A 20,125-nucleotide genomic window follows, 5' to 3' on the forward strand; every position below is an offset into this window, starting at 1 on the left:
TGCCACGCCGGTCATGTCGCCATCCCCATCCGCATCCCGTCCGGGATGCCCCCGGTGGTCAGGTCGTCCCACACGCGGTCGGGCAGCGATCCCAGCCGCGCCTCCGCGACGTGCCAGCCTGCCGCCCGCAGCGTGGACGCCACGGCGGCCGACCCGCCTGCGCGCCGCTGCGCAGGGTCCCAGGTGCCGGTGTCGAGCAGGATCGCGTGCCCGCCGGAGGTGCGGCGGGCGAGCAACCCCTCCAGCTGGCCCGGCCCGACCGCGCCGAGCACCGCGAGCACGTCGTTGCCGTGGGTGAGCTCGGGACCGCTCAGGTCGGGGCGCGCCGAGGGCCGCAACGCGGCGAGCGCGTCGAGCACCGCGTCGACGCCCGGTGCCGCCGTGAGGGCGGCGCCGTCCTCGGTGACGAGCTGGACGGGTTCCCCGCGGGCGATCATGTGCGCGCAGATGCTGGCGGTCAGCGTGATCGCGAACTCCAGGCTGCTGTCGACGCCGCGGCCGCGGTGCGCGGCATCGCGGCGATCCAGCAGCACCGTGAGCCCGCCGCGCCACGGCCGCTCCTCGAGCCGCACCATCAGGTCGTCGTGGCGCGCCGTGCTCTTCCAGTGCACGCGGCGCAGCTCGTCGCCGGGCCGGTACTGGCGGATCAGGACGTCGGAGGCGCCCTGGCCCTGGTGGGCGAGCGCGGCACCGGGGGTGCCCTCGCCGGCACCGAGCGCGGGGGGCATGCCGCGCAGCGCGACGACGCGCGGCACCACGAGCAGCCGGTCGTCCTCGATGAGCCGGCGCTCGAACTCGGCGAGGCCCAGCGGGTCGGAGACGCTGCCCGACAGCGGGCCGATGCGGTGGATGCCGCGCAGCACGGGCCGCAGGGGATACGTCATGACCGCCGCACCGCGCCCCGAGAGCCGGTGCACGGTGAAGCGGGGCGGCGCCGACGGCAGCGGACCCGCGGCGTCGGGCACCGTGTCGATCACCCGCAGCGCACCGAGCAGCGCGGTGCCGTGCAGGCGCAGCTCGACCTCGGCGTCGGTGCCGACGGGCAGCCGGTTCGGGGTGATCGTCCGGCTGACCCGCAGCGCACGGCGGGTGCGGGCCGCCAACAGCCAGCCCAGCAGCGGCAGCATGGCGACGAACACGCCGATGCGCAGCAGGTCGCGCTCGTTGAGGACGAGCGAGCACGCGGCAGTGGCGATCCCGCCCGCGAGCAGGCAGCGTCCCCGCGTGGTGAACCCGGACAGCCTCGCGTCGCCGTCGCGGCGGGCCACCTCAGCCGCCGGGGCGGGCCGGCGCCGGGACGGCGTGGCGCGACAGCAGCGCGCGCACGATGTCGACGGCGGAGCGGCGCGCGGCGACGGCGTCGGGGGTGAGCAGCAGCCGGTGGGCGAGCACCGGCACGGCGACGGCCTGGACGTCGTCGGGCACGACGAACCCGCGACCCGCGAGCGCGGCCTGCGCCTTCGCGGCACGCACCAGCTGCAGGGTCGCGCGAGGGGACGCGCCCAGGCGCAGCTCGGGCAGCCGCCGCGTGGTGCTGACGAGGTCGACGCAGTACTGCCGGACCTCGGGACCCACGTGGATCCGGCGGACCGCGGCGACCACCCCGGCGACCTGGCGGGCGTCGGTGACCGGGCGCAGCACGTCGAGCGGGTCGGACGCCGCGTGCTCGTCGACCATCGCGAGCTCGGCGGCCGCATCCGGGTAGCCGACGCTCACGCGCGCGGTGAAGCGGTCGCGCTGCGCCTCCGGCAGGGGATAGGTGCCGTCCATCTCGATCGGGTTCTGCGTGGCGACCACCATGAACGGGCTCGCGAGCGCGTAGGTGGCGCCGTCGACGGTGACCTGGTGCTCGGCCATGCATTCCAGCAGCGCCGACTGCGTCTTCGGGGACGCCCGGTTGATCTCGTCGGCGATCACGATGTTGGCGAAGACCGGGCCGGGCCGGAACTCGAACTCGGTGGTCTGCCGGTTGTAGATCGACATGCCGGTGATGTCGCCGGGCAGCAGGTCGGGTGTGAACTGCACGCGGCTGACCGAGCAGTCGATCGACCGGGCCAGCGCCTTGGCCAGCGACGTCTTGCCCACCCCCGGCACGTCCTCGACGAGCAGGTGGCCCTCGGCGAGCAGCGTGACCAGCGCGATGCGCACGACCTCGGGCTTGCCGACGATCACCCGCTGGATGTTGGAGGCGATGCGGCCGGCCAGCTCGGCCAGCTCCGGCAGCCCGGCGGCCGGGCCCACCCCCGGTCCGATCCCCGGCCCGTCCACGCTGCCGTCCATCCCGGATCGGCTGCTCGTCGCGGTCACCCGGCCTCCTAGCGGTCGTCTGCTGCGGTCGTTCTGGGACCGAGGATGACCCGGGCCAGGTACACAGTCTGTCAAAGAGTGATGGCGGCGTTCCCCCCGTCGGGGTACGGCGGCGGTCCCCACTGTGCTCCACCTCCACCACCGCGGCCCACCGGATCCTCCCCACCGTCGTCCAGAGGTGCCGTAGAAGGGCGATTTGACGGCTCTGCGTAGCCGATCGGCTGCCGAACGTGTGCGTTCCGTGAGGTCCGGGTGTACCGCGAGCGGGTGGTGCCGCAAGACCCCCCACTTTCCCCCCACTGCGCTGACCAGCAGGTTCTTCGATCCGATGCGGTAGGAGGTGGCCTACTCGCGGTTGACGGTGGTGCGAAGTGGGGTAGTGTGGTGATCGCTGGGGCACAGAGCCTGTCCCGCCCAACCCAGGTGGAGGTGGGGCCGGTGTTCCTCGGCACCTACACCCCGAAGTTGGACGACAAGGGGCGGTTGACGCTGCCCGCGAAGTTCCGCGACGAGCTGCGAGGCGGCCTGATGATCACGAAGGGGCAGGACCACTGCCTGTACGTGTTCACCAGGGACGCCTTCGGTGAGCTCGCTCAGAAGGTGGCGTCCGCGCCGCTGACGAGCGAGTCGGCCCGCGTCTTCCAACGCAACCTCTTCTCCGGCACCGATGAGCAGAACCCCGATGGCCAGGGACGCATCGCCATCACTCCCGAGCTGCGGCGCTACGCCGGACTCACGAAGGAGTGCGTGGTGATCGGCGCCTTCACGCGCGCCGAGATCTGGGACGCCGGGGCCTGGCAGCGGTACCAGGACGAACACGAGGACACCTACGCGAAGGCGCAGGAGGAGGTACTTCCCGGCCTGATCTAGATCGGGACGGGATGCGGGTGAGAGAGATGGACCCGGCGGTGCCCCCACCCGGCAGCCCTGGCGCACCTTCCCCGGTGCCAGGTCTGCCGGGTGGAGGCATCGCCGCCGGCCCGGCTGGGAGCCCGGGCCGTGGCGTGAACCGGCGAGGAGGTGGGGGCTGTGGGGCAGGATCCTGGATCGCAGCACCCCGGCTCGCGGCGTTCCGATCCGGCAGGTACCGACGCATCGGCGAGCGGCGGGCAGCACAGCGAGGGGAACGTGCCGGCTGGGGCCAGGCACGTTCCGGTCGCGCTGGCTCGCGTCACCGAGCTGCTCGGTCCGGCACTCTCGGGCCACCCGGCCGTCGTCGTGGACGCGACGCTCGGCCTCGGTGGCCACGCGGCCACGCTGCTGGCCGCGCACCCGCAGCTGACGCTCGTCGGGTTGGACCGCGATCCGGACGCGCTCGAGCTGGCCGGGCGCCGGCTCGCGGCCTACGCCGGACGCATCCACCTCGTGCACTCCGTCTACGACCGCATCGCCGACGTACTCGGGGAGCTGGGGCTTCCTCACGTCGACGGCGTGCTGTTCGATCTCGGGGTCTCGTCGTTGCAGCTCGACGCCGACGAGCGCGGCTTCTCCTACTCCCGGGACGCGGACCTCGACATGCGGATGGACCCCACCACCGGGCCCACCGCCGCCGAGGTCCTCAACACCTACCCGGTGCCGCAGCTCGCGCGCATCCTGCGGGAGTACGGCGAGGAGCGCTTCGCCGGTCGGATCGCCTCCGCCGTGGGACGCCGCCGCGCGCAGGCGCCGCTGCAGCGCAGTGCTGAGCTGGTCGAGCTGCTCTACGAAGCGGTTCCGGCCGCGTCGCGCCGTACCGGCGGGCACCCCGCGAAACGCACGTTCCAGGCGTTGCGGATCGAGGTCAACGGTGAGCTCGACTCGCTGACGGCCGCGATCCCCGCGGCACTGGACTCGCTGGTGCTCGGTGGCCGCATCGTGGTGCTGGCCTACCAGTCGCTCGAGGACCGCATCGTCAAGCGCGAGCTGGCGACGCGGTCCACGTCGACGTCCCCGCTGGACCTGCCGATCGAGCTGCCGGGTCACGGCCCGGAGTTCCGGTTGCTGGTGCGGGGGTCCGAGCAGGCGGGCGAGGACGAGATCGCCGAGAACCCGCGCGCCGCATCCGTGCGGTTGCGCGCCGCCGAACGCATCCGGGAGGTAGCCGCATGAACGCCTGCGACCGGGTGATCCGGATCGAACGGTTGAGTACACGAGTGTCGGGCGACCTCGCGCGGGGGTCGGCCGGTCGGGGGAGGCGACTGCTGTGAGCGCACCGGTCACCGAACGGACGCGGGCAGCCACCCGGGCCCGTGCGGCCACGACCATCCCGGCGCAGCGATCGGCGCCCGGTGGCGCGGTGCGGGGCAAGGACCGCGGCGCCGCAGGCAAGGCCTACGCGCGCCGGGACGACCGGCTGCGCCGGCTCGTCGGCGGCCGCCCGGCCCGTACCGCCACCGCACCCGGACGCACCCAGTTCGTGCTGCTCGTCATGGTGCTGCTCGCGATCGGGCTGGTGGCGACGCTGTGGCTGTCCACGGCGGCCAGCGCCGACTCGTACAAGCTGCAGGACGCGCGCACCGACGCCCGCAACCTGCAGGAGCAGAGCGAACGGCTGCACCGCGAGGTCGCGGCCATGGACGCGGCGCCCGAGCTCGCCCGCAAGGCCTCCGAGCTGGGCATGGTGCCGGTGCAGGACCCGGCCCGGATCGTCGTGGGCCCCGACGGCAGCACCACGGTCGTCGGCGAGCCGAAGGTGGCGTTCAAGCCCGCGCCGGTGCTGCCGCCCGCCCCGCCCGCCCCGCCCGCCGCCCCGCCCGCCGCAGCCACACCCGCGGCCGGTACCCCGGTGGTGCCACCGGCGAACGGTGCCGTCCCGGCGCCCGCGGTCCAGGGCGATGCTCCGACCGGGGGAGCAGTGGGCACGGGCGCATGACCGGATCAGATCGTGACCGGGCCGGGGCTGTGCCATGACCGTCGCACCACCGCGGCCGCGAGCCACGGGAGCGTCGCGCCCACCCGGCCCGCGGCGCCCGGGCGCTCCCACGAGCGCCAGGGGCACCCGCAACCGCTACAAGATCGGCCGGCTGGTGCTGGTGGTGCTGCTGGGCATCACGATGCTCAAGCTCGTCTCCATCCAGACGATCCAGGCGGGCACGCTGTCGGCCGAGTCGGCCAACCAGCTCAGCACGACGATCGCGCTGCCTGCCGAGCGCGGCTCGATACTCGACCGGTCCGGCGCCCCGCTGGCGTTCAGCGTCGCGGCCAGCGCGCTGATCACCAACCCCATGCTGATTGCGAAGACCAAGGGTGACGCGACGGCCGCCTACGTCGCGGCGATGGCGGAGGCCGTCGGCAAGGCCACCGGACAGGACGTGACGAAGCTGCGCGACCAGCTCGGCGACGCAGGCAACGGCTACCTCGTGCTCGCCAAGCTCGTCGATCCCGACGTCGCGCGGAAGCTGACCACGGCGTTCCCGGAGATCGCCGAGGAGCGCCGCGAGGACCGCCAGTACCCGAACGGCACGCTCGCCGCCAACGTCATCGGCACGGCGACGTGGGACCAGGCCGCCGGGAAGCTCGTCGGCAAGGTCGGTCTCGAGAGCTCGCAGGACAACCTGCTCGGCGGCTCCGACGGCAGGCGCGAGGTCGACACCGTCAACGGCAGCAACACGATCATCCCCGGCAGCACCCGGTTCGAACGGCCCGCGATCCCGGGCTCGACCGTGCAGCTGACGCTCGACTCGGACCTGCAGTACATGACGCAGAAGGCCCTCAACGACGCCGTCACGAAGACGGGGGCGAAGAAGGACTCCTCGGTGGTCGTCCTCGACGCCAAGACGTCCGAGGTGCTCGCGCTGGCCACCGGCGACACGTTCGACCCGAAGAACCTCGGTGACGCCACGGCGTCGCAGCTCGACGATCCGGCGGTGACGGCGCCCTTCGAGCCGGGATCGGTCAACAAGATCGTCACCATGGCGGCGGCGCTGCAGTCGGGCGTCGCGAAGCCCGACGATGTGCTCGACGTGCCCGGCAGCATCAAGGTCGCCGACCGCACGATCAACGACGCCTGGGTACACGGCCTGGATCACTACACGCTCACCGGCGTGCTCGCGAAGTCGTCGAACGTCGGCACGATCATGACCGCGCAGAAGGTCGGCGTGGACCGCTTCGTCGAGATGCTCACCAAGATGGGGATCGGCACCGCCACCGACGTCGGGCTGCCGGGGGAGAGCGCGGGCGACGTGCCGCCCGTCGCCACCTGGTCGGGCTCCACGTTCGGCAACCTGCCGATCGGGCAGGGCCTCACGATGACCGTGCTGCAGATGGCCGGCATGTACCAGGCCGTCGCGAACAACGGGGTGCGGATCCCGCCGCGGATCATCGAGTCGGTCACCGGTCCCGACGGCGTCCGCACCGCACCGCCGGCGCCGAAGCCGGTCGAGGTGGTGTCGCCGGACACGGCGGCGAAGCTGCGCACGATGCTCACGGCGATCACGCAGAAGGGCACGACGCCCAACGGCATCAGCCAGAACGGCACGGGGTTCCCGGCGGCGGTGCCCGGTTACCAGGTGGCCGGCAAGACCGGCACCGCGCAGCAGGTGGACCCGCGGTGCGGCTGCTACTCGGCCAACGTCTACTGGATCACCTTCGCCGGGATGATCCCGGCGCAGGACCCCCGTTACGTCATCGGGATCATGCTCGACGCGCCGACGGGCGGGGCCAGCGCCGCCCCCCTGTTCCACGACATCGCGACCTACCTCGCGCAGCGGGAGCACTTGCCGGTGAGCCCCGACCCCGCCCCCCTCCAGACCCTCCAGGAACCCTGACCAGCGCTGATTTCGCCCTTCCAACACGCCGATTTCGCCATCTCAACACGGTGATTTCGCGGTCCTGACACGCTGTATGGGCCATCTCGACACGGGCGCGGCGATCCAGGGCGGGGCCGGATCGACGTGCACGTCGTGTCGGAAGCGCCGAATCACCGTGTTCGATCTGCCAAACCACCGTGTCGGAATGGCGAAATCGGCGTGTCCGATCGGCGAGATCGGCGTTGGCGCGGTGGCTGTTGGGTGGGCGCGGTGCGGCGAGCGGTCGGTCCGGCGCGCCGGTTGTCGGGTGGCCGGACGGGGTGGGGGCGTGCGGAAAGGCCGTTGCGGGGCCGCCGGTAGCCTGCCGTGGTGTCCCCCGCAAGCACTGCCGCCGCTGTGGGTGCGCTGGCGCCCCGGCCGCGCGGCACGCGGCCGATCGGGTTGGGGGCGATCGCCTCCGCGCTCGACGTCGCGCCGCCGCCCGGTCCCGTCCCCGCCGTCACGGGGGTGACGCTGCGCGCCTCCGACGCTCGTCCCGGCGACCTGTTCGCCGCGCTGCCCGGCTCCCGGGCCCACGGCGCCGACTACGCGGGCGTCGCGCTCGCCGCCGGTGCCGTCGCGGTGCTGACCGACCCGGAGGGGGCCGCGCGGCCCGCTCTCACGGGCGTGCCGGTCCTCGTGCACCCGCGCCCGCGCGACGTGCTCGGCGCGGCCGCCGCGCTCGTCTACGGCGATCCCACGGCCAGCCTCTCGGTGCTGGGCATCACCGGCACGAGCGGCAAGACCACCGTCGCGCACCTCGTCGAGGCCGGGCTGGCCGCGGACGGGCGCAACCCGGGCCTGCTCGGCACCGTCGGCATCCGCATCGCCGGCACCGTGGCGCCCAGCGCGTTCACCACGCCGGAGGCGCCCGACCTGCAGGCCCTGTTCGCGGTGATGCTCGAGGCAGGCGTCACCGACGTGGCGATGGAGGTGTCGAGCCACGCGCTCGCGCTGGGCCGCGTCGCGGGCACCCGGTTCGCGGTGGGCGCGTTCACGAACCTGTCGCAGGACCACCTGGACTTCCACCGCGACATGGACGACTACTTCGAGGCCAAGGCCGCGCTGTTCGACGGCCGCGCCCGCCACGCCGTGATCTGCGTCGACGACGAGTGGGGCAGCAAGCTCGCCGCCCGCACCCCGGACGCCGTCACGGTCACGACCGGCGGAGGCGCGGCCGACTGGCGGGTCGCCGACCCCGTCACCCGGCCCGACGGCACGCAGTCGTTCACCGCCCTGCCGCCCGGTGGCGCCCGCGTCCCGGTCCGGCTGCTGCTGCCCGGCGCGTTCAACGTGGCGAACGCGCTGGTCGCGCTCGCCTGCCTGGACGCCGTCGGGGTTCCGGTCGAGGTGGCGGCCGAGCGGTTCGCGCTCGTCGCCGTGCCGGGCCGGATGCAGCGCGTCGAGCTCGGGCAGCCCTACCTCGCGGTGGTCGACTACGCCCACAAGCCCGCTGCCGTCGCGGCGCTGCTGGACACGCTGCGCGCCCAGGTGCCCGGCCGCCTGCTGGTCGTGCTGGGCTGCGGCGGTGATCGCGACCGGGGCAAGCGCGCGCTGATGGGTGCCGCCGCGGCGGCGCGGGCCGAGCTGCTCGTGGTCACCGACGACAACCCGCGCACCGAGGACCCCGCCTCGATCCGGGCGGCGATGCTCGCCGGCGCGGTGGCCGAGCTGGACCGGCTGGGCCGCAGCGTCGGTGAGGTCCAGGAGATCGGTGACCGGCGTGCGGCCATCACCGCGGCCGTCGCCGTGGCCCGGCCGGGTGACGTGGTGGTGGTCGCCGGGAAGGGCCACGAGACCGGCCAGGAGATCAACGGCACGAAACACCCGTTCGACGACGTGGCAGAGCTCGCGGCAGCCGTCCGGGCCAACCACTAGTGCCCGACCCCGACGTGATCGGATGCGTTCGATGACTTGGAACACAGGATGATCGAGATGCGGCTGGCCGACATCGCCGCCGTCACCGGAGGCCGCCTGCACCGGGCCACCGGCGACGAGCGCGTCACGGCCGTCGAGTTCGACTCGCGCGCGATCGCGCCGGGCGGGCTGTTCCTCGCACTGCCCGGTGAGCGTGCCGACGGGCACGGGTTCGCGGCGGCCGCCGTCGCCGCCGGTGCCGTCGCCGTTCTCGCCGGACGTCCGGTCGACGCCCCCGCGGTGATCGCCCCGCCCGCGCCCCGGGCCACCGGCACCTACCTCGACGAGGCCGACGTCGACGGCTCCGGCGCCGCGGTGCTCGCCGCGCTGGCCCGGCTGGCCGGCCACGTCGTCGACCGGCTGCCGGACCTCGCGGTCGTCGGCGTCACCGGCAGCTCCGGCAAGACGTCCACGAAGGACCTGCTGGCCGCGCTGCTGGCCGACCTCGGGCCCACGGTCGCGCCGCCGAACTCGTTCAACACCGAGCTGGGACTGCCCTACACCGCGTTGCGGGCCGACGCGCGCACGCGCCACCTCGTGCTGGAGTTCTCGGCGCGCCACACCGGCCACATCGCGGCGATGGCGCAGGTGATCCGGCCCCGGATCGCCGTGGTGCTCAACGTCGGCTCGGCGCACCTGGCCGTGTTCGGCTCGGCCGCCGAGGTCGCCGCGGCCAAGGGCGAGCTCGTCGAGGCGCTTCCCGCCGACGGTGTCGCCGTCCTCAACGCCGACGACCCGAACGTCGCCGCGATGGCGAGCCGCACCACCGCCCGGGTCGTCACGGTCGGGCGCGCACCCACCGCCGATGTGCGCGCCGTCGATGTCGTCCTGGATGCCGGACGCCCACGGTTCACGCTGGTCAGCCCGGCCGGTTCGGCCCGGGTGGAGCTGCAGCTCGTCGGCGAGCACCACATCGGCAACGCGCTCGCCGCGGCCGCGGTGGCGCTCGAGCTGGGGGCCACGCCCGCGCGCGTGGCGGCCGTGCTCGGCGCCACCGGCCCCGTCTCGAAGTGGCGGATGGAGATCACCGAGCGCGCCGACGGCGTCACGGTCGTCAACGACGCCTACAACGCCAACCCCGAGTCGATGCGCGCCGCGGTCGCCGCCGTCACGGCACTGGCCGGTGGCCGCCGGGTGTGGGCCGTGCTGGGCCCGATGCGCGAGCTGGGCGACGCCACGGCGGCCGCCCACACCACCCTCGCCGCGGTCGCCGCCGCGGCCGGGGTCGCGGAGTTCGTCGCGCTGGACTGCCCGGCGTACCTGCCCGGTGCGGGTGCCATGCGCACCCGCCTCGTCGACGGCATCGACGGCGCGGTCGCGCTGCTCGACCATGAACTGGAGCCCGGCGACGTCGTGCTCATCAAGGCCGGTCGCGCGCTCGGTCTGGAGCGGCTCGCCGCCCGGCTGCTCGACGGCCACGAGCTGGTGTCGGCCGGGCCGGCGCGGGGGGCCGGCCGATGAGGGGCGTGTTCATCGCGGCCGGTGTCGCGCTCGCGGTCTCGATCCTCGTCACCCCGTACCTGATCCGCTTCTTCGCCCGGCAGGGCTTCGGCCAGGAGATCCGCGAGGACGGCCCCAGCAGCCACCTCAAGAAGCGGGGCACCCCGACCATGGGCGGGGTCGCGATCCTGCTCGCGATCTGGCTGGGCTACCTGCTGTCGCACCTGATCACCGGCGAGACGATCACGCTGTCGGCGATGCTGGTGCTCGGCCTGACCACGGCGCTGGGCATCGTCGGCTTCCTCGACGACTTCATCAAGCTCCGCCGGGCCCGCAACCTGGGCCTCAACGGCATCTCGAAGATCATCGGTCAGGTCCTGATCGCCACGATCTTCGCGAGCGTCGCCCTCAACTTCGCCAATGCCTACGGGCTCTCCCCGGCGTCGGTGAACCTTTCGTTCGTCCGGGACATCTCGGTGCTGTCGTTCGGGGCGATCGGGTTCATCCTGTGGGCCAACCTGATCATCGCGGCGTTCTCCAACGCCGTGAACCTCACCGACGGGCTCGACGGGCTGGCGGCCGGCACCACGGCGCTCGTGCTGGCCAGCTACACGATCATCGCGTTCTGGCAGGGCCGCAACGCCTGCGTGCTGACCAACGCGGCGGGCTGCTACCAGGTCCGCGACCCCATCGACCTGGCGCTGCTCGCGGCCGCCGGCATGGGCGGCTGCATCGGCTTCCTGTGGTGGAACGCCGCTCCCGCCCGGATCTTCATGGGCGACACGGGCTCGCTCGCGCTCGGCGGCATGGTGGCCGGGCTCTCCATCGTCACGCGCACCGAGCTGCTGCTCGTGGTGACCGGCGGCGTGTTCGTGGTGGAGGCGCTGTCGGTGGCGCTGCAGATCCTCGTGTTCCGCACCACCCGACGGCGGGTGTTCCGGATGGCGCCGTTCCACCACCACTTCGAGCTGGCCGGGTGGGCCGAGACCACGGTGATCATCCGGTTCTGGTTGCTGGCCGCCATGTGCGCCGCGCTGGGGCTGGGGTTGTTCTACAGCGACTGGCTGTCGTTCTCCCCGATCTCGTGAGACCCGACTCATGAAGGCCGAGGAGCTCGACGGCGCACCCGTGATCGTCGCGGGCGCCGGCATCTCCGGCCTCGCCGCGGCCGAGGCGCTGGTGGCGCTGGGGGCCAGGGTCACCGTCACCGACGCCGTGGCCGCCAAGCTCGCCGGCCTCCCGAAGGGCGCCGAGCCCGGAGGCGATCCCGACGCCGTGCCGCCCGGCACCGCGCTGGTCGTCACGAGCCCCGGCCGCCGTCCCGACCACCCGCTGGTCGCGGCCGCCGCCCTGGCCGGGGTGCCGATCGTCGGCGAGCCGGAGCTCGCCTGGTGGATCGGGCAGGGCCTCGCGAAGCCTCCGGCCTGGCTGGTCGTCACGGGCACCAACGGCAAGACCACCACCGTCGGCATGCTGGAGTCGATCCTGCGCGCTGCCGGGCAGGCGTCGGTGGCCTGCGGGAACATCGGCTATCCGGTCGTCAGCGCCGTGCGCGACGGCCTCGACGTGCTGGCGGTGGAGCTGTCCAGCTTCCAGCTGCACTGGTCGCCGTCGATCCGGCCGGCCGCCGGCTGCGTGCTCAACGTCGCCGAGGACCACCTCGACTGGCACGGCTCGGTGGCCGCCTACGCCGCGGCCAAGGCGGCGGCGCTGCTCGGCCCGGTCGCCGTCGCGGGTGTCGACGACGCCGCGGCCGCTCGGCTGCTCGCCGCGTCACCCGCGCCGTGCAAGGTCGGCGCGACGCTGGCCGAGCCCGCGCCGGGACAGGTCGGCATCGTGTCCGGGGCCCTCGTCGACCGCGCGTTCGGCGGGGGAGAGCTGGCCGCCGTCACCGACGTGACGCCCGGTGGCCCGTCCGGGCTCACCGACGCGCTCGTCGCGGCGGCACTGGCGCGGGCCCACGGCGTGGCCCCCGCCGACATCCGGGCCGGCCTCGCCGGGTTCCGGCCGGGACCCCACCGCAGCAGCGTCGTGGGCACCGTCGCGGGCGTGCGCTACGTCGACGACTCGAAGGCCACCAACCCCCACGCCGCGCAGGCCTCGCTGGGCGGGCAGGACGTCCCGATCGTCTGGATCGTCGGCGGGCTGCTCAAGGGCGCCTCCGTCGACGAGCTCGTCGCGGCCAACGCCCATCGGCTGCGCGCCGCCGTGGTGATCGGCACCGAACGTGCGGAGATCGTCACTGCACTGGCGCGACACGCGCCCGAGGTCCCCGTCGTGGAGGTCAGGTCGGGTGACGATGACCCCATGACGACCGCCGTGCGGCGTGCCGCCGCCCTCTCCACGCCGGGTGATGTCGTCCTGCTCGCCCCGGCGGCCGCGTCGATGGACCAGTTCGTCGACTACGCCCACCGGGGCAAGGCCTTCGCCGCCGCCGTCGCCGCGCTCGCCGTGCCGGAGTCGAGCGGGGCCGAGGGATGACCCGCTCCGGCGCCGAGAAGCCCGCCGCAGGCTCCCGGTCGGCCCGGTCCGCCACGGCCCGGTCCGGCTCGGCCGGGTCCGGATCGACAGGTACCGGCTCGATGCGCGCGGCCCGCTCCGCCACCTCGACGGGTACCAGGACGAAGGGCACCGGCACGAAGGCGCCGGGAGCGCTGCGGGCCGCCATCGGCCGCACCGGCACGGCGGTCGGGCAGTGGCTGCGCCGCCCGCTGACGTCGCTGCACCTGATCCTCGGCGTGTTCGGCCTCCTGACGCTCTTCGGCCTGGTCATGGTGCTGTCGGCGTCGTCGGTGTCGGCGCTGACCACGGAGGGCTCGGCCTACTCGGTGTTCACCCGGCAGCTGATGTTCTGCGTGCCGGGGCTGGTCCTGTTCTGGCTGGGGCTGCGCATCCCGCCGCGGGTACTGCGGGCCATGGCGCCCGCGCTGCTGGTGATCGGCCTGGTCCTGCTCGTGGCGGTGCTGATCGTCGGCGTGAACCTCAACGGGTCCAAGGCCTGGTTCAGCGTCGGTGGGGCGTTCACCCTGCAGCCGTCCGAGGGTGTCAAGGTCGCGCTGACGCTGTGGGGCGCGCACGTGCTCGTCGCCCGCAAGGCCGTGATGCACCGGTGGAAGTACGCGCTCTCCCCGGTCGTGCCGGTGGCGGTCGTGCTGCTGACGCTGCTGGTGCTGGAGCCCGACCTCGGCATGACGGTGTCGCTGGGCATCGTGCTGCTCGCGCTGCTGTACTTCGCCGGGGCCCCGATGAAGCTGATGGCCGTGCTCACCGGGGGCGCGCTCGCCGGCGCCACCGTGCTCGCGCTCACCGCGAGCTACCGGCTCGAGCGGGTCACCTCGTTCCTGGGCCTCGGCGGCGCGAAGGACCCGCAGGCCGAGTACCAGGGCAAGCAGGCGCTGTTCTCCCTCGTGGAGGGCGGGCTGTTCGGCCAGGGCCTGGGGCAGAGCCGCCTCAAGAGCTACCTGCCCAACGCCCAGAACGACTTCATCTTCGCCATCATCGGGGGCGAGCTCGGGTTCGTCGGGGCGTTCCTGGTGCTGGCGCTGTTCGCGACGCTCGCCTACACCGGCTTCCGGATCGCCGCCCGCAGCAGCGATCCGTGGCTCAAGCTCGTGGTGGCCACGTCCACCGCGTGGCTCGTGGCCCAGGCGGCCATCAACATCGGCTACGTGGTGGGCGTGCTGCCCGTGACGGGCCTGAACCTGCCCTTGATCTCCTCCGGAGGCACCTCGCTCGTGATCACGATGTTCGTGTTCGGAGTGCTGGCCAATGCGGCCCGGCACGAACCCGAGGCCATCGCGGCGCTGCGCCAGCACGGCCAGGGCCGGGTGGCGAAGCTGCTGATGCTGCCGCCCCCGGAGCCCTACAAGGCGCCCGCATCCCGTCCTCCCGCACAGCGCGGTGTCCGATGACCGTTTCGGTGGTCGTGGCCGGTGGTGGCACCGCCGGGCACATCAACCCCGCCATGGCACTGGCCGACGCCGTGGTGCGCCTGCACCCCGACGCCCGGATCACGGCGCTGGGCACCGAGCGCGGGCTCGACACGATGCTGATCCCGCAGCGCGGCTACCCGCTCGAGCTGATCCCGGCCGTGCCACTGCCCCGCAAGCCCAGCGGTGACCTGCTGCGGCTGCCGCGGCGCATCCACACCGCGGTGTCGCGGGTGCGGGCGGTGCTCAAGGCGGTCGACGCCGACGTCGTGGTCGGCTTCGGCGGGTACGTGGCGCTGCCGGCCTACCTCGGTGCGCGGGGTCGGGTCCCGATCGTCGTGCACGAGGCCAACGCGCGGGCGGGGATCGCCAACAAGATCGGGGCGCGGTTCGCCGCTCGCGTGGTGGCGGCCGTTCCGGGCAGCGGGCTGGCGGGCGCCGAGATACTGGGCATCCCGCTGCGGCAGTCGGTCACCGGGCTGGACCGGGCGGCGCTGCGGGCCGAGGCGCGGGCGAAGTACGGCCTGCCGGCCGACGGTCCGGTGCTGCTGGTCTTCGGCGGCTCGCAGGGTGCCCGGTCGGTCAACGCCGCGCTCGCCGCGGCACTGCCGGGCCTGCTGTCGGCCGGGATCGCGGTGCTGCACGCCCACGGCCCCAAGGGCGTCGCCGCGGCGCCGGCAGCCGGCTACGTCCCGCTGCCCTACATCGACGACATGCACCTGGCCTACGCGGCGGTCGACGCCGTGCTGGGCCGGGCGGGAGCCATGACGGTCGCGGAGGTCTCCGCCGTCGGCCTGCCCGCCGTCTACGTCCCGCTGCCGCACGGCAACGGTGAGCAGGCCCTCAACGCCGGACCCGTCGTGGCCGCGGGTGGCGGCCTGCTCGTCGACGACGCCGACCTGACCGGAGAACGCGTGCTGGCCGACCTGGTGCCGCTGCTGCAGGACCCGAAGCGGCTGGCCGCGATGAGCGCCGCCGCCCGCGCGTCCGGGCACGCCGACGCCGACGAGCGGCTCGCCCGCGTCGTGCTGGACGTGGCGGGGGTGCGGGTATGACGGCCACCCCCCTGCGGTCCACCGAGCCGGTCGAGCTCGCCGAGCAGGTGCACTTGATCGGCATCGGCGGCGCGGGGATGAGCGGCATCGCGCGGATCCTGCTGGCCAGGGGCACGGTGGTGTCGGGATCGGATGCGAAGGACTCGCGCGCGGTGCTGGCGCTGCGCGCACTGGGTGCGCGTATCGAGGTGGGCCACGACCCGGCCCACCTGCCGGCCGCGCCCGCCACGGTGGTGGTCTCCAGCGCGATCCGCGAGACCAACCCCGAGCTCGCCGCAGCCCGCGAGCGCGGCCTGCCGGTGGTGCACCGGGCGCAGGCGCTCGCCGCACTGGCCGCCGGGCGCAGGCTCGCCGCCGTGGCCGGCACCGCGGGCAAGACGTCCACCACGTCGATGCTGACCGTCGCGCTGCAGCACTGCGGGCTGGATCCGTCGTTCGCGATCGGCGGCGACCTGACCAGCTCGGGATCGGGTGCCCACGAGGGCACCGGCGCGATCTTCGTGGCCGAGGTCGACGAGAGCGACGGGTCGTTCCTCGCGTTCGCACCCGAGGTCGCCGTCGTCACGAACATCGAGGCCGACCACCTCGACCACTACGGCAGCGCCGAGGCCTACGTCGCGGCGTTCGACGCGTTCCTCGACCGGATCACCCCCGGTGGCGCGCTGGTGGCCTGCTTCGACGACCCGGGCTCCGCGGCGCTGGCGGACACCGCCGAGCGGCGCGGCATCCGCGTGCTGCGCTACGGGCGCAACCCGGCGTCGGACGCCGTGCTCGTCGACTTCCGGCCCGACGGGCCGGGCGCACGGATCGTGCTGCGCCACCGTGGCGTCGAGCACCTGCTGCGGCTGTCGGTCCCCGGCGAGCACATGGCGCTCAACGCGCTCGGTGCCCTGCTGGCGGGGATCGAGATGGGCGCGGAGCCCGATCAGCTGCTGGCCGGGCTCGCCGCGTTCGACGGCGTGCGCCGCCGGTTCGAGTTCCGCGGCCGGGCCGGTGGCGTGGCCGTCTACGACGACTACGCGCACCATCCCGTCAAGGTGGCCGCGCAGCTGCGCGCCGCCCGCGACGTGGTGGGGGCCGGGTCCGGCCGGGTCGTCGTCGCGTTCCAGCCGCACCTGTACTCGCGCACCCGCGAGTTCGCGCGCGAGTTCGGTGCCGCGCTCGGCCTGGCCGACGAGGTCGTCGTCCTGCAGATCTACGGCGCGCGCGAGGATCCGGAGCCCGGGGTCAGCGGCGCGCTCATCGCCGACGCCGTGACGCTGCCGCCCGAGCGCGTGCGGTACGTCCCACGCTGGTCGGACGTGCCGGTGGTGGTGGCGGGCGTCGCGCGACCGGGCGACCTGGTGATCACCATGGGCGCCGGTGACGTCACGGTGCTGGGCGAGGAGATCCTGCTGCAGCTGGGGCGGGCGAGCGAGCGAGCCGGAACGTGACGCGTCCGGTCGCCCGGCCGTCGCGCACACCCACCGCGGGCGGGCGGACCTCCGAGCGACCCCGCTCCCGCAGGCCACCGTCCTCGCCCGCACTGCGCGATCAGCAGCCCGGCCGGTCGGGGCCGGGCAAGCGCCGCCCGACTTCGGCCCAGATCCGCAGGCGTCGGATCGTCGGGCTGGTGGTGGTGCTGGCGGTGCTGGCCGGACTCGGGATCGGCGTGCGGGTGCTGCTGCACGACGCCGGCCTGTTCGACGTCAAGGACGTCACGGTCACCGGAGCGGGCACCGTCCCGGTCGCGGACGTGCTCGCCGCGGCGGCCGTGACACCCGGGGGCCCGCTGCTCGACGTCGACACGGCGGGAGCGGCACAGCGCGTGGCGGCGCTGCCCGCCGTCGCCTCGGTGCACGTCGACCGGTCGTGGCCCCACACCGTCACCGTGGCGGTCATCGAGCGGGTTCCGGTGGCCGTGTTCGCCACCGACCGCGGCGACCAGCTCGTCGACGGCGGCGGTGCGGTGTACCCGGGTCCGGTGCCGCCCGGCCTGCCCCGGCTGACGATGACGTTCGCGGGCCCCGACGACCCGGCCACCCACGCAGCGCTCACCGCGCTGGGCGACCTGCCGCCCGCGGTGCGTCCACAGGTCCTGTCGATCGATGCCCGCGCCGACGCTCCAGGGGCTCCCAGCCAGGTGTCGTTCGGGCTCACCGATGATCGCCAGGTACGGTGGGGAGATCCGGATCGGGGCAAGGACAAGGCCGCCGTGCTCGTTCCACTGCTCACCCGACCCGGTCGTGTCTACGACGTTTCGAGCCCCGATCTGGCCACCGTCCGTCGCTGAAAGGCGAGGTCGACCCGTTCAGGGGGTTGCCGCCGCCCGGCGCGCCTGCTGGACCGCGCCCCGATCGCGACCTAGCGTTCGAACAGAAGGCCCGGACCCCCGGGGTCGGACCCGAGCTGGACTGGAAGGTGCGCCATGACGCCCCCGCACAACTACCTGGCCGTGATAAAGGTCGTCGGCATCGGTGGCGGCGGCGTCAATGCCGTCAACCGCATGATCGAGGTCGGCCTCAAGGGCGTCGAGTTCATCGCGGTGAACACCGACGCACAGGCGCTGCTGATGTCGGACGCCGACGTCAAGCTCGACATCGGCCGCGAGCTCACCCGCGGTCTCGGTGCCGGCGCCAACCCCGAGGTGGGCCGCAAGGCCGCCGAGGACCACCGCGAGGAGATCGAGGAGGTCCTCAAGGGGGCCGACATGGTCTTCGTCACCGCGGGGGAGGGCGGCGGCACCGGCACCGGTGGCGCGCCCGTCGTCGCGTCGATCGCGCGGAAGCTCGGCGCGCTGACCATCGGCGTCGTCACGCGCCCGTTCACCTTCGAGGGCCGCAGGCGCGCCGGGCAGGCCGAGGAGGGGATCGGCGGGATGCGCACGGAGTGCGACACGCTGATCGTCATCCCCAACGACCGACTGCTGCAGCTGGGCGACGTGGGCGTCTCGCTCATGGACGCCTTCCGCTCTGCCGATGAGGTGCTCCTCTCCGGTGTCCAGGGCATCACGAACCTGATCACCACCCCCGGCCTGATCAACCTCGACTTCGCCGATGTCAAGTCCGTGATGTCGGGCGCGGGCAGCGCGCTGATGGGCATCGGCTCCTCCCGCGGGGAGGGCCGGGCCGTGCAGGCCGCCCAGAAGGCGATCAACTCGCCGCTGCTGGAGGCCTCGATGGACGGCGCGCAGGGCGTGCTGCTCTCGATCGCAGGCGGTTCCGACCTCGGCCTCTTCGAGATCAACGAGGCCGCCTCGCTGGTGCAGGAGGCCGCGCACCCCGAGGCCAACATCATCTTCGGCACGGTGATCGACGACTCGCTCGGCGACGAGGTGCGCGTCACCGTCATCGCCGCCGGGTTCGAGTCGGGCGGTCCCACGCACAAGAAGCTGGAGCCCAACGCGTTCGGCAGCCAGAGTGCGCAGGGCCGCACCGGTTCCGGCGTGATCGCGGCCGGGGACAGCGGCACCACGAGCTCGGGCGGCTCCAACGCGGGCAACAACCAAGCGGCGCAGCAGCCTCCCTCGACCTCGCAGCCGCAGTCCGGCCAGCAGCAGCCCGGCAGCAACTCGACCGGTAGCGGGGCTGTCACCGGCAACGCGAATCCCGGCAACGGGGGCTACGGCAACGGGGGCTACGGCAACGGGGGCGCTGGCAACCAGGGCCCCGGCACCCAGACCTATGGCCAGCAGGGCAACGGGAACGGCGGCACCGGATCCCCGGCGCAGCCCAGCGGGTACGGCGCCGCCCAGCCGACGTCGCACCAGACCGGGACGCTGCCGCCGGCGGCCCCGAGCGGCAACTCCGGTCCGGGCTCGTACACGCCGCCCGTGCAGCGCCAGCCCGACCACGCGCCCGCTGAGCAGACGATGCCGTTCACCGCGCCGCCCGCGCCGGAGCGTTCGATGCCGGCCACCACCCACCCGGTGGAGTCCGTGGTCGACCTCGACGACGACGTGGACGTTCCGCCCTTCATGAAGCGCTGAGTGTGAGCGCTGCACGCGGCCTGCGGGTCCGTCGGGTCGTCAGCACCCGTGCCGGTGGACGTTCCGTCGGCCGGTTCGCCCACTTCAACCTGTCGGGGGGAGTGGGCGACGAGCCGGCGGCCGTCGCGGCCAACCGGGCTCGCGTGGAACGCGAGCTCGGCGTGCCCGCGGTGTTCCTCGCGCAGGTGCACGGCACGCGGGTCGCCACGATCGACGCGCTGCCCGCCGCGGGAGCGCCGGACGTCGCGGGCACCGATGCGGCCGTCACGGCGTTGCCGGGCGTCGCGCTCGCCGTGCTGGCCGCCGACTGCGTGCCCGTGCTGCTCGCCGACCCCCGCGCCGGGGTCGTCGGCGTCGCCCACGCCGGGCGCGTGGGCGCCGCCGCGGGTGTGGTGCCCGCCACCGTCGCGGCGATGGTGGCACTCGGCGGGCGCGTGGACAGCATCGAGGTGCTGCTGGGCCCCGCGATCTGCGGCAGCTGCTACGAGGTGCCCGCCGCGATGCGCGCCGAGGTGGATGCGGCGCTGCCGGGCAGCGCCGTCGCCACCCGCAAGCGCACGCCCGGGCTCGACCTGCGCGCCGGGCTCTACCACCAGCTCACCGCGCTGGGTGTGGCGAAGATCGGGGCCGACCCGCGGTGCACGCTGGAGTCGGCCGATCTCTACAGCCACCGCGGCAACGGGCCGACCGGCCGTCAGGCCGCCTTCACCTGGCTCGACCCGCGTCGCTAGCGATACTGGCCGG

General features: G+C 74.0%; 16 protein-coding genes. 14 read left to right on the forward strand and 2 right to left on the reverse strand.

The annotated features are described in order from the left end of the window. Positions 1–11: 11 nt before the first annotated feature. On the reverse strand, positions 12–1,268 hold the full coding sequence (locus tag ACFPFQ_RS08320) for a DUF58 domain-containing protein (protein ID WP_379616478.1): 1,257 nt from the start codon (positions 1,266–1,268) through the stop codon (positions 12–14). A gap of 1 nt (position 1,269) precedes the next feature. Beyond that, a complete protein-coding gene (locus ACFPFQ_RS08325) occupies positions 1,270–2,280 on the reverse strand; it encodes an AAA family ATPase (RefSeq protein ID WP_379616535.1) in 1,011 nt (336 codons plus the stop codon). Between the two features lie 465 nt (positions 2,281–2,745). Here ACFPFQ_RS08325 and mraZ point away from each other — a divergent pair, with 465 nt between their 5' ends. From mraZ to pgeF, 14 genes are all read left to right on the forward strand, one after another. Next, positions 2,746–3,177, forward strand: a complete 432-nt coding sequence (gene mraZ, locus ACFPFQ_RS08330; RefSeq protein WP_379616480.1) for a division/cell wall cluster transcriptional repressor MraZ — start codon at positions 2,746–2,748, stop codon at positions 3,175–3,177. 258 nt (positions 3,178–3,435) lie between these two features. Further along, complete coding sequence (gene rsmH, locus ACFPFQ_RS08335; RefSeq protein ID WP_379616482.1) at positions 3,436–4,395, forward strand: 16S rRNA (cytosine(1402)-N(4))-methyltransferase RsmH; 960 nt, start codon at positions 3,436–3,438, stop codon at positions 4,393–4,395. Positions 4,396–4,489: 94 nt separating this feature from the next. Then, entirely contained in the window at positions 4,490–5,158 is a 669-nt protein-coding gene (locus ACFPFQ_RS08340; RefSeq protein WP_379616484.1) for a hypothetical protein, read from the forward strand. Positions 5,159–5,192: 34 nt separating this feature from the next. After that, positions 5,193–7,052 (forward strand): peptidoglycan D,D-transpeptidase FtsI family protein, encoded by a 1,860-nt coding sequence (locus ACFPFQ_RS08345; protein ID WP_379616486.1) that lies wholly within the window; start codon positions 5,193–5,195, stop codon positions 7,050–7,052. 351 nt (positions 7,053–7,403) lie between these two features. After that, positions 7,404–8,951, forward strand: a complete 1,548-nt coding sequence (locus tag ACFPFQ_RS08350; protein ID WP_379616487.1) for a UDP-N-acetylmuramoyl-L-alanyl-D-glutamate--2,6-diaminopimelate ligase — start codon at positions 7,404–7,406, stop codon at positions 8,949–8,951. A 48-nt stretch (positions 8,952–8,999) separates the two neighbouring features. Beyond that, entirely contained in the window at positions 9,000–10,451 is a 1,452-nt protein-coding gene (locus tag ACFPFQ_RS08355; protein WP_379616489.1) for a UDP-N-acetylmuramoyl-tripeptide--D-alanyl-D-alanine ligase, read from the forward strand. Beyond that, positions 10,448–11,518, forward strand: a complete 1,071-nt coding sequence (gene mraY, locus ACFPFQ_RS08360; protein WP_379616491.1) for a phospho-N-acetylmuramoyl-pentapeptide-transferase — start codon at positions 10,448–10,450, stop codon at positions 11,516–11,518. Before ACFPFQ_RS08355 ends, mraY begins: the two co-directional genes overlap by 4 nt. Before the next feature lie 10 nt (positions 11,519–11,528). Further along, positions 11,529–12,911 carry a UDP-N-acetylmuramoyl-L-alanine--D-glutamate ligase gene (gene murD / locus ACFPFQ_RS08365; RefSeq protein ID WP_379616493.1) on the forward strand — a complete coding sequence of 461 codons (1,383 nt, stop codon included), beginning with the start codon at positions 11,529–11,531 and terminating at the stop codon, positions 12,909–12,911. Then, the gene (locus ACFPFQ_RS08370; protein ID WP_379616495.1) at positions 12,908–14,341 is read left to right on the forward strand and encodes an FtsW/RodA/SpoVE family cell cycle protein; all 1,434 of its coding nucleotides are present in this window, start codon (positions 12,908–12,910) and stop codon (positions 14,339–14,341) included. Before murD ends, ACFPFQ_RS08370 begins: the two co-directional genes overlap by 4 nt. Further along, entirely contained in the window at positions 14,338–15,414 is a 1,077-nt protein-coding gene (gene murG / locus ACFPFQ_RS08375; protein ID WP_379616497.1) for an undecaprenyldiphospho-muramoylpentapeptide beta-N-acetylglucosaminyltransferase, read from the forward strand. Before ACFPFQ_RS08370 ends, murG begins: the two co-directional genes overlap by 4 nt. Further along, on the forward strand, positions 15,411–16,847 hold the full coding sequence (murC, locus tag ACFPFQ_RS08380; RefSeq protein WP_379616499.1) for a UDP-N-acetylmuramate--L-alanine ligase: 1,437 nt from the start codon (positions 15,411–15,413) through the stop codon (positions 16,845–16,847). Before murG ends, murC begins: the two co-directional genes overlap by 4 nt. Further along, on the forward strand, positions 16,844–17,686 hold the full coding sequence (locus ACFPFQ_RS08385; protein ID WP_379616501.1) for a cell division protein FtsQ/DivIB: 843 nt from the start codon (positions 16,844–16,846) through the stop codon (positions 17,684–17,686). The genes murC and ACFPFQ_RS08385 overlap by 4 nt, the downstream gene beginning before the upstream one ends. Before the next feature lie 135 nt (positions 17,687–17,821). Further along, on the forward strand, positions 17,822–19,381 hold the full coding sequence (gene ftsZ, locus ACFPFQ_RS08390) for a cell division protein FtsZ (RefSeq protein ID WP_379616503.1): 1,560 nt from the start codon (positions 17,822–17,824) through the stop codon (positions 19,379–19,381). A gap of 20 nt (positions 19,382–19,401) precedes the next feature. Further along, positions 19,402–20,112: a peptidoglycan editing factor PgeF gene (pgeF, locus tag ACFPFQ_RS08395; RefSeq protein WP_379616537.1), complete on the forward strand. Its 711-nt coding sequence runs from the start codon at positions 19,402–19,404 to the stop codon at positions 20,110–20,112. The last annotated feature ends 13 nt before the right edge of the window (positions 20,113–20,125 follow it).

The organism is Pseudonocardia sp. GCM10023141 (assembly GCF_042653605.1).